Raw genomic sequence first — 10,089 nt, 5'->3', positions numbered from 1 at the left:
ACTCGTGCCAAAAAATCATTGATTGTGTCATAATGGGGCAGTTCTTCCAAATCTTCATTCCCCAACAATTTCCCCAAATTTTTAATGCACTCTTCCTTATTAAATTCGTTTGTCATTTCGCGCATACTTTTTAAGTTGCATGCATTTTTCAAAATAACCATCATCAAAAGGACTTCCGTGTCATAGGTAATATAGCTTTGGTGCCTTGGATCATCAATAGTTTTGAGCAATTTGTTTAAATTTTAAAAAAAGTGATTTTGCGTTTTTAGCAACTCGAATAAATAATTTACCTCTTTTTCCTTTTTCGCTATTCTTTCCTCGTTACCATAAAAAAATCCCCCCAAATGCCAATATATTAGGTTTTTTACATACCCTTATTATCACATATTTGGCAAAGTTTGGGTGGAATTATCTCGAAAAATATTTACTCTTCAGGGCTGGGACTTGGCGATCCACGTACATATTATGACGGAATCACTGTTCGCCAATTAAGTCTTGTCTACTATTCGACTGTGGATTCAAAGGTATAGGTTTCCAGTCAAACAGAAGCTGTTTGCGGTAAAAGAAAAAGTATATGTAATTGCATATGAGGATTTTTGGGAGTGGGCAGAAGAAAAACGAAGAGCCGATCAAATCAGCTGTCACAAAATCAAACCGTGGACAAAAGAAGATGATTAGAATTAATTAGAATGGTCTGCTCTTATCAATTTATGTATCCGGAAATTGCTAAATCATTGAACCAAACAGAAGGGGTCGTAAAACGAAGATTAAATGTGCTTGGCATTAAAGCAAGGCCAGTATGGTTAAATAATAATATCAAGTACACAGAGGAAGAAATTGAAAAACGATAGTTGATCTTTATCACAAAGGCTACGGCATAGAAGCCATTGCTGAACGAATCGGGAAAAGCGCTTAGGTATTCGAGGAAGATTAGAACGAATAGGTTATCATAAAAAAGTAAATAGACGTGCATAATGAAAAGTCTAAAATAAATGACATACAAATAAATGACATACAACTACATAGCAGGGTGGGCAGTGGCCGCGATCTTTCTTTGAACGGAGGTGGTGTTTTAAAAACTTCCTTCGAGGGGAGGTGGCCACTGGTGGTAACATACGAAGCACTAAACTTGATGTTAGCTTTCGGAATGTTTGTTCTAACATTTTTATCGGTTTTAGTGGCTATTTTTTCCAACAAAAAGAAATAACACCACCCCTGCACGGCCAGTGTTAAAGGGTAGGGCTTTTTCCTGATCCAACGACACACGGTCACTGTACTTCTAGCAGTGTGGTTGTATACCCTGGGCGCTAATGTTTTATTAGCGTCCTTTTTAATATTTATCTCTATTTTCATTATATACTAAAAAGTGATTTTTACAACCAAATTTACATAGAAAATAATACACAAACTATTTTTATTAAAAGTAGCCGCATTTTGGCTGTTTTTTGTTTGTTTACGCTTGTATAGAATAGCGAATTATTCATGAGTAATAGATTAGAGAGGGAAAGAATGCGAAGGGAGGATAATAAATGGGTGAGATCATTGTTAATGGTTCAATGTCGATTAATGGAATGCTAACCGTTACTCGTACGCTCGTTGAAGCAGAAGACCAACACGCAATTGTTGTAGAAGGCGTATTAAAAACAGAAGCTTATATTGAAGAAATTGAAGATATACAAACGGAACTTTACTGTACTGGGCGTCCAAGTCATTCAAGAATCTTTTGGGTCAGAAGAAAAGGATATTAGTTATGCATTTCGAGCCGAAAGCCTATTAATTTAACCGTAAAAGGAGGCGAGAGCATGAGCGATGAACGGAGCGAACTAGATTCTTTAGAAGAACTGGTGGATATTGCGGCAGAAGAAATATCGCAAGCTGTTATGAATCGAGAGAATTTGAAGCCGGGATCAAAATTTATGGGGGTATTCGGAGATCGGCCTCGAAGCAAAAAAAGCTACAATGACGATGTTGTCAACAAAGACAGGCATGTATGCAAAAATCCCAATTATTTGCAAAGCTGACAGTTGCCTATATGCAGAAACTTGTCCGCTTCTTGCATATGACTGGGCACTTGTACACACTTTATTTTGAAAATGCTAAAATTTTTATCAGAAAACATTGCAATTAGAAATAGGTAAAGAGTTACTTTAATTTATAAGGGGAGTTTTAAGTAATTTTGATTCCTATGTATATTAGATTTTTAGATGAAATTATCGGAAATAATCACCCAAAAAAACCTATTTTTCTAAAGGATTTTAACGAAAAACATAGAATAAATTAAATAGTGTAACTAAAAACAGAAGGAGTGAATGGAAAGTATTGTTTATCTTTTTTAAGGCAAATCAATAATTAAGGAGAGCACCAGAATCGTTATCTCAGTAGATGATGCTTTCAACATAAGACCACTGTTTTATAACAACTTTGATTTGCATATATAGAAGATTAATTTTTTAATAGGGCATTGGGGGATATGTTCATGAAAAAAAGAATAAAACAATTCATTACTACAATTTTGTCTGTTCTTTTGGTTATTTCATTTGTCTTACCACATCAAACATTAGCTGCTAATTTTGAAAAGCCAATATTAAATTATGTTGCTTTAGGGGATTCCTTGGCAGCGGGATATTTAAATGACAAATCAAGAGGAAGGGGTTATCCTGAATTCATTAAGGAGAGAATTGAAAGCGGTTCCTCTTATTTAGTTGACTTGCAGAACTTCGGGATTGGCGGATATAGAACAACTCATGTGCTGGATGACCTGATAAATCCACAAAGCCCAAAATATCAGCAAGTAAGAGAGGCTATAAAACAAGCAGACATTATTACCTATGATGCAGGGGCAAATGATGTTTTAGGGGTAATTGGGGATGTAACGAAATTCAACCCGAATGACTCGGAATTAATGAAACAGATTCAAGCTGCAATGATTACAGTTGGAGACAATATTGATGTAACGTTGAAAGAAATTAGAAAAATTAATCCGGATGCACAAGTTTATATAATGGGTTACTACAACGCCTTACACTTTTTACCAAATATACAGGATGCTGTCCTCTATTTAATCGGTGAATTAAATAAAGTTATAGACACAGTGGCTTTTTATAACGGAGCGACCTTTGTACCAACTTTTGAGATTTTCAATGGTAAATACCAAGAATACTTACCAAATCCGGACATTCATCCTACAGAAGCAGGCTATCAAGCAATTGCAGGACAGTTTGCTAATTTTATCATCCCTAATTTACCGATTGTTTGGATATTTGGAGAGGGAACACCGAGCGATGAAAAAGGACACCCAAGAGATAAATACCTAGATATCAAAAACTGGGTTGTATATGAAAAAGTAGATCTAGTTTGGCAAAAAAGCTATGATCTTAAAGAATACGAAGGGGAACAACTTGTCGGACAAGGATCCCCAAAAGTCGATTATGGAAAGGTAGGTGATTTCTATTTTGATCAAAACACCAATATTCTTTACGTGAAAGTCGATGAACTGTTTTGGCTGGAAATAGGTAAATCTGATCCTATTGATGATAATGGTGGCGGTCAAAATGGTGAACAGCCGGGTGATTCGGGTACAGGAAGTGGTGGCGACCAAACAGGACCTCAAAATAATGAAAAGGACGGCAGTCAAAACACTGGCAGCAATCAAGGAGAAAATTTGAATTCCGGTAATAGCGGCACAACAGGGGAGAAACTTGAACAAATGAACAACAAAGCAAATACAACGAACACCGTAAAAACGGCTGGAAATAACCAGAGATTGAAACTACCAAACACAGCAACAAATAATGGCCTATTCCTGCTAATTGGTATGTTCACGATTACCATAGCCGGCGTTTCTTATCTTATGTATTTCAGGAGAATTAAGCGGGAAGGTTTTGAATAATGCTGAAAAGGGCATGTCTATCCAAAAGTAGTATTTATGTAGTACGTTCTTAAGGACCTTATATCCATTTTAATGAAATGTTAAATCTTTGAAACGCATTTTTAATTTATGTGTAACTGTAATCCCTCTATTTCTATGTTAAAGTTCATATGTAGCCTACAAGGAGGGAATTACAAAATGAAAAAATTAGTCGTTACCGTTGCTGCAGCGATTGCTAGTGCGGGTCTATGGACATCGGCTGTTTCTGCAGAAGAAATTGTCGTGCAGAATGGTGACAATCTCTGGAATCTTGCAAGAGAACATCAGACAACCGTAAATAATCTAATAAAATTTAATAATTTACAATCTTACACTATCCATCCTGGCCAAGTGTTGCAAACGGAATTCGTACATACTGTCGTCAAAGGTGAATCACTTTGGGCGATTGCACAACACTATGGCATTACCGTAGATGAATTAAAAGAATCCAATCACTTAACATCCGACTTAATCTTGATTGGTCAAGTTTTAACGATCCCCGGGGTAAATGCAGATGAAGTAGCTTTGTCAGGTGCAAATGGACAATCTAGTAGTCAGCCTGCACGACAAATTATAACAGGGGATGAACAGGCGAAAGAAAATTCGAATGAATCGGCAGAAAATCCGGCTACAGAACTTACTGAGCAACCGGCAGCTGCAGAACAACCGGCATCAGAGGAACCAAGTGAGGGGGAAGTTCCCGCTCCTGCACAAAAACAAACCGAACAACAAACGACACCAGCACAGCCTGCAGAAGTAAGTGAAGAGCCAGCAACTGAAGAAGTAACAACTCAACAAGAAGCACAACCCGGTAAAACGATAACTGTCACTTCGACCGGGTATACAGTTGAAAGTGCGGGTGGATCTGGAATTACCGCAACAGGAATTGACTTAAATAAAAACCCGAATGCGAAAGTCATTTCCGTTGATCCAAAAGTAATACCGCTTGGCAGTAAAGTTTATGTAGAAGGCTACGGGGAAGCCATTGCAGCAGATACGGGCGGCGCGATTAAAGGGAATAAGATCGACATTTACTTCCCAACCAGAGAGCAAGCGATAAACTGGGGCGTACGTAACGTCAATATTACGATTCAAGAATAAAAATCCTAAAATAAGAAAGAAGAAAAACCCTGCAGGTAAGTATGTCTGCAGGGTTTAATTTATTAGAATCTTAATTAACGGCAATTTTACTGGAACGTTGAGTCATTTATGTCTTTTAGTATTGTAGCTTTAAGTCAACTTACATCTTATTTATTGTTTGTCCGGTTTAAAATAAACCACATTTAGTGAATACTATCACAAACATTAAGTATGAACAGTGAACCTGTGCTTAAAAACATCTCGGTTAAGTACATCCTTTTAGCCTAACACCTTCATAAAGATTGAGTATGAGTAGTGGGCGCGTGCTTAAAACTACCCCGATTAAGTGGAATACCTTTACAAACATTGACTATGAACAGTGAATCCGTGCTTAAGGACCACTCCGGTTACGTTCAGCCCATTCAGTGAAAACCATCACAAAACTTCAGTAGTGATATTCTTTTTGGACCACCACTGGACCACAAAACTGTCCCCGCGGACCAGGAATAGTGAACTTGCCTCTCTGGACCACGATTAGAAGAATGCTTTAATACTTGATAGAACGACTAGTATGCCAAGAATAATAACAAATGCGTTGCTCAAATAATTTTTTCTGTATTTAGCCAGTGCAGGCACTTTATAGATTGCATACATTGGTAATAGGAATAAAATTAGCGCAATTAGTGGCGCATTAATCATATCAATGAGATCAAGAATACTTGGGTTTGCATAAGCAACTAGCCAACAAGTCACAATCATAAAGCCAATGATGATATTCTTTACTGTTTTATTATTTAATTTTTTTCCGCGAGATTTAGCAAACTCTTTAATAATGTCTTCCATACCTTCATATGCCCCTACATAGTGACCAAGGAAGGACTTTGTTATGGCAACGATCGCAACGATAGGAGCCGCCATTGCAAATAGAGGCATACTATATTTATTAGCCAGAAATGAAAGGATTGGTAAGTTTTCTTCTTTTGCTAGTGCAAGGTCACCAGAAGTCACACTCAAAACACAACTATAAACAAAGAACAAAACAACTAAAATCGTCATGATATAACAAAACTTTTGAATCTGAGCACATTTGCGGTCAACATTTTCCATTCCATAGGTTTCCCGTTGTTTAATAACAAAGGTAGATATCATAGGAGAATGGTTAAACGAGAATACAATAATTGGAAGAATAAACCAACATATTTTTAAAATGTCAACAAAGCCTGCTCCTCCATCGGCATTTGCAAAATTACCAGCTAAACTTAAATTTGAAAGATCCCATTGTGGAATCAAATATAAAGCTAGGAACACAAGACAGGCTATAAATGGATATACAAGCCAGCTCATGACTTTTACCGTAACATCATGACCAAAATTCACGATAAAGATAAGACCGAGCACCAAAATAAGTGATAGTATAATTCTAGGTGGTGCTTGCATGTTCAATTGATGCTCAATGAAACTACTTGCAGTATTGGTTAAAGAAACTGCGTACATCAGTAATATTGCATAAATCGAAAAGAAATAGACGATATCAAAAGCTGTACTTGCTTTAGTTCCAAAATACTCCCTAACTGTTGCTGTAATACCCTCACCGGCAGATTTAGAAGAGTAGATCATTTTAGCCATCGCCCTGTGTGAAAAGTACATGACAGGGAATGCCAGTACCGTAATTAAAAGTAAAGATAATATACCTCCTGCTCCGGCATTAATTGGTAAAAAGAGGACACCTGCCCCAATTGCTGTTCCAAAAAGACTCATTGCCCAAGTGGTATCTTGCATATGCCATTTATTCGGGTCTTTATATTGATGAAGTTCTTCTGTAGTATGTTCAAATTCCTGTACTTTAGCTGCATTTTGACTCATTTTCATTTCCTCCTTGTGAGGTAGTATTTTTAATATTGTTCATAGATTCACAATCCACTAAAAACATTTTTTAAAAAAGTTTAAAATCCTATTATTCCTTTCCTAGAATTTTGTTTCTAATCGCAATTCCTGTCGGTGTTTCTGCAACCCCACCTAAGCCAGTTTCTCTTAACTCCCGAGGCATTTGTCTACCTACTCTATACATTGCATCAATTACTTCATCAGCATCTATCAGGTTGTTTACACCGGCTAATGCCAGATCTGCTGCCACTAATGCATTCGCCGTTCCAACAGCATTTCTTTTTACACAAGGAATCTCTACCAAACCTGCGACTGGATCACAAACTAAACCGAGTAAATTTTGTAGTGCGGTTGAGAACGCATGGGCTGATTGCTCTGGTGTTCCTCCCGCAGCTTCTACTGCCGCTGCAGCCGCCATTGCGGAGGCACTCCCTACTTCAGCTTGGCATCCCCCTAAAGCTCCTGCAATACATGCATTATTCGCTACAATCATTCCAAATAATGCTGAAGTAAACAGAAAATGAATCTGGTCCTCACGACTTAACTGTAATGTTTCTTTAATGGTATAAAGTACACCGGGTATTGTTCCACTTGCTCCGGCTGTTGGTGTTGCACAAATAACCCCCATAGCCGCATTCACTTCATTTGTACCTATTGCACCTTGAACGCCTCTCATCATGACATCGCCAGAAAGTGATTTTCCACTTTCAAGATATTTTTTAATTCTAACCGCATCTCCTCCAGTTAATCCAGTAGGGGAAAATACACCATCGCCCTCAACACTTCTTTTTACAGCACTTTCCATCGTCTCTAAGTTTTTCTCCATTTTCGCCCAAACTTCATCAAAAGTAGATTTCGTTACTTCCATTTCCTGTTTAATTGCTAATTCATAAATGGGTACTTGTTTTTCGTTCGCTGCTTCGACTATTTCTTTAATAGACATATACATACCTTATTTCACCCCCAAATTTAATTAAAGTATAATGATATTCGCTATATCACTGAGATTTTCCAATTCTTTCCTGGCCTCACCACTTAATTGTGAATCCAAATCAAACTGGTACAAATATTTTCCGTCCTTCTCCAAATTAGTGGAGTTATTAATATCCACCTCGTATTTTTTAAAGATTCTGCGTAATTCGAGTTCAAGATTATTTCTACTCGAAATCGCTATCATTATTGGCAATGAACCTTGAGGATTTAAGCTAAATCCATCGATTTCAATATGTTTGACTTTAATTAATCCGCCACCGACTGAAATTCCCACTGTTCGAATAGATCGACTATCATCCTCAAGATAAATATCAGCAGTATTTGGATGACCAACAGGACTATCCCCTGATTCTTCTAAAAAAGTGATGTCAATACCTTGAGATTCCGCTATTTTGATAGCATCGGGGACTCTGCTATCATCAGTCGCAAAACCTAATATACCGGAAATAATGGCAAAATCAGTTCCATGTCCCTTATGGGTTTCTGCAAATGATTCATAGTACTTTACCACAACTCTTTTTGGAAGACCTTTAAATAATTTATTTGCAACTAATCCGATGGCTAAAGCACCTGCCGTATGGGAACTTGAGGGCCCGATCATAACTGGTCCAATCACATCAAAACAACTTTTGTAACTAATATTCTTTTTTTCTTTAAGCGTTACTGCGTTCATGGCTAATCCTCCTTTAAAATTAATGTTGTTATTACTAGAATCATCTTGCAATAACATTTATTAAAAATTAAAAGTTACAATTAAATTACACTTGGTAAAATCTTACAAGAACTGTGCTTCCAACGTTACCAATCAGAATTCGAGTAGCAATTCTATTTCATTGGGACTTACTAATTTTAAGCTTCAATAACTCCTTATTTTCATCTTGATAGACTAGACAATGATATGGTGTGCAATAATAAAAGCAGATACATTTTCTTTAGGTTCCTTTCATCACTTAGCAGCACTTGTAAAATCGCTTTCAAAGGACAAATAATCCATTACCATTCCCGTTTATTTGCCTTGCGTTCACCTCCTATATTATTTTTTGAAAAGACTCAAGGATAAGATTTTATAAGTTTCAAAGAAAACTATATTATTTATCAATTCGTAATAAAAAATTATCAATGTAATAAATTTTTATTACGCGTTAATAATATCACACAAAAAATCTAGCGTCAATTATTTATAGTAAAAAATTATTCTAGTAAAAAATTTTTATTAAAATATATTGGATTGTCTGTAACATCTGTTATAATGAACTGTATAAAGAAGACTCGGGCGTCGGAGCATATAGGTCCGTAGTTCGTCAAAAATTTTTTACGGCTGCGATGCATTTACTTGAGGCTTTTCCTTGTATAAACGTAAAATTTCCCGTACATCTCGTACATTAAAAAAGGGACAGTCAACACTTTTTGAATCATTATTATTGCAAATCGTTGTAAGTAATATAATTAAAAACCATTTAAATAAAATTTTTCCCCCAACTATTTAAATAGAAGAGTATAAAGGAGGAACACTAAGTTGGATGATTATCTTTTTCGACACTATAAAAATTTAATGAATTATCTGGGAGAAGTCTTTGGCCCTCATTATGAATTTGTATTACATGTGTTAGATCCTGATGGAGGTTCACACATTGGTCACATCGTCCATGGAGAGTTGAGTGGAAGGTCATTAACCAGCCCTTTAACAGACTATGCAAAAAAGTTAATTGAGGAAAAAGTATATTTAACAAAAGATTTTGTTGTAAATTATGTTGGAGAAGGACCAAAGGGTAAAAAGTTTCGTTCATCAACCATGTTTATAAAAAATCGTGAAGGTCAGTTACAAGGTCTGTTATGTATTAACTTTGATGCGGATGTCTATCGAAAGGTCGCAAAGGATGTATTGAGTTTAGCTAATTTAAGCTGGGATATACAGTATTTGGACAAGAAAACTGAACAGGAACAACCGGTTGAAAACTTAACTGAAAACATTCAGAACATTATTTATACACAAATAGATAAAGATATATTAGAATCTGGTGCTCAATTATCACCTGAACAAAAGAAACTTGCCATTTCCAAATTAAAAGAACACGGTGTATTTGATATTAAAGGTACAATAAGTGAAGTAGCTGAAATAATGGGAATGTCGGAATCAAGTGTTTATCGGTATCTTCATATGATATCTCGCAATGAAAAGAAATAATAAATAAATTTTCAAATAATTATAGTAAGGTTTTTACGAA

General features: G+C 36.2%; 10 protein-coding genes and 1 pseudogene. 7 read left to right on the top strand and 4 right to left on the bottom strand.

Annotated features, from left to right (window positions below; genetic code table 11):
* A pseudogene (locus BT1A1_RS18050) lies at positions 1-167 on the bottom strand (transposase); the annotation flags it as partial.
* 522 nt (positions 168-689) lie between these two features.
* On the opposite strand from BT1A1_RS18050, the gene BT1A1_RS18865 reads away from it, so the two are divergent.
* The 6 genes from BT1A1_RS18865 to BT1A1_RS19530 all read left to right on the top strand — a co-directional run bounded on the left by BT1A1_RS18865 (position 690) and on the right by BT1A1_RS19530 (position 5,008).
* Positions 690-851 (top strand): hypothetical protein, encoded by a 162-nt coding sequence (locus BT1A1_RS18865; protein WP_156103272.1) that lies wholly within the window; start codon positions 690-692, stop codon positions 849-851.
* Positions 852-967: 116 nt separating this feature from the next.
* Positions 968-1,207 (top strand): putative holin-like toxin, encoded by a 240-nt coding sequence (locus BT1A1_RS19695; RefSeq protein WP_041901849.1) that lies wholly within the window; start codon positions 968-970, stop codon positions 1,205-1,207.
* Positions 1,208-1,529: 322 nt separating this feature from the next.
* Positions 1,530-1,748, top strand: a complete 219-nt coding sequence (locus BT1A1_RS15455) for a hypothetical protein (RefSeq protein WP_034772977.1) — start codon at positions 1,530-1,532, stop codon at positions 1,746-1,748.
* Positions 1,749-1,802: 54 nt separating this feature from the next.
* A complete protein-coding gene (locus BT1A1_RS15450) occupies positions 1,803-2,021 on the top strand; it encodes a hypothetical protein (protein WP_034772974.1) in 219 nt (72 codons plus the stop codon).
* A 455-nt stretch (positions 2,022-2,476) separates the two neighbouring features.
* Positions 2,477-3,889: a GDSL-type esterase/lipase family protein gene (locus BT1A1_RS15445; RefSeq protein ID WP_034772972.1), complete on the top strand. Its 1,413-nt coding sequence runs from the start codon at positions 2,477-2,479 to the stop codon at positions 3,887-3,889.
* Positions 3,890-4,066: 177 nt separating this feature from the next.
* Positions 4,067-5,008, top strand: a complete 942-nt coding sequence (locus BT1A1_RS19530) for a LysM peptidoglycan-binding domain-containing protein (RefSeq protein WP_034772970.1) — start codon at positions 4,067-4,069, stop codon at positions 5,006-5,008.
* 513 nt (positions 5,009-5,521) lie between these two features.
* On the opposite strand, the gene BT1A1_RS15435 is transcribed toward BT1A1_RS19530, so the two are convergent.
* The 3 genes from BT1A1_RS15435 to BT1A1_RS15425 all read right to left on the bottom strand — a co-directional run bounded on the left by BT1A1_RS15435 (position 5,522) and on the right by BT1A1_RS15425 (position 8,537).
* Complete coding sequence (locus BT1A1_RS15435) at positions 5,522-6,850, bottom strand: aromatic amino acid transport family protein (protein WP_034772968.1); 1,329 nt, start codon at positions 6,848-6,850, stop codon at positions 5,522-5,524.
* A gap of 91 nt (positions 6,851-6,941) precedes the next feature.
* On the bottom strand, positions 6,942-7,820 hold the full coding sequence (gene sdaAA, locus BT1A1_RS15430) for an L-serine ammonia-lyase, iron-sulfur-dependent, subunit alpha (protein WP_034772966.1): 879 nt from the start codon (positions 7,818-7,820) through the stop codon (positions 6,942-6,944).
* A gap of 24 nt (positions 7,821-7,844) precedes the next feature.
* Complete coding sequence (locus tag BT1A1_RS15425; protein ID WP_034772964.1) at positions 7,845-8,537, bottom strand: serine dehydratase beta chain; 693 nt, start codon at positions 8,535-8,537, stop codon at positions 7,845-7,847.
* 843 nt (positions 8,538-9,380) lie between these two features.
* Here BT1A1_RS15425 and BT1A1_RS15420 point away from each other — a divergent pair.
* Complete coding sequence (locus BT1A1_RS15420; protein ID WP_034772962.1) at positions 9,381-10,049, top strand: helix-turn-helix transcriptional regulator; 669 nt, start codon at positions 9,381-9,383, stop codon at positions 10,047-10,049.
* The last annotated feature ends 40 nt before the right edge of the window (positions 10,050-10,089 follow it).

Origin of the sequence: Caldibacillus thermoamylovorans (assembly GCF_000751775.1) — a bacterium.
In the GTDB taxonomy this organism is placed as follows: Bacteria; Bacillota; Bacilli; order Bacillales; family Caldibacillaceae; genus Caldifermentibacillus; species Caldifermentibacillus hisashii.
This window is presented reverse-complemented; position numbering and strand designations above follow the sequence as displayed.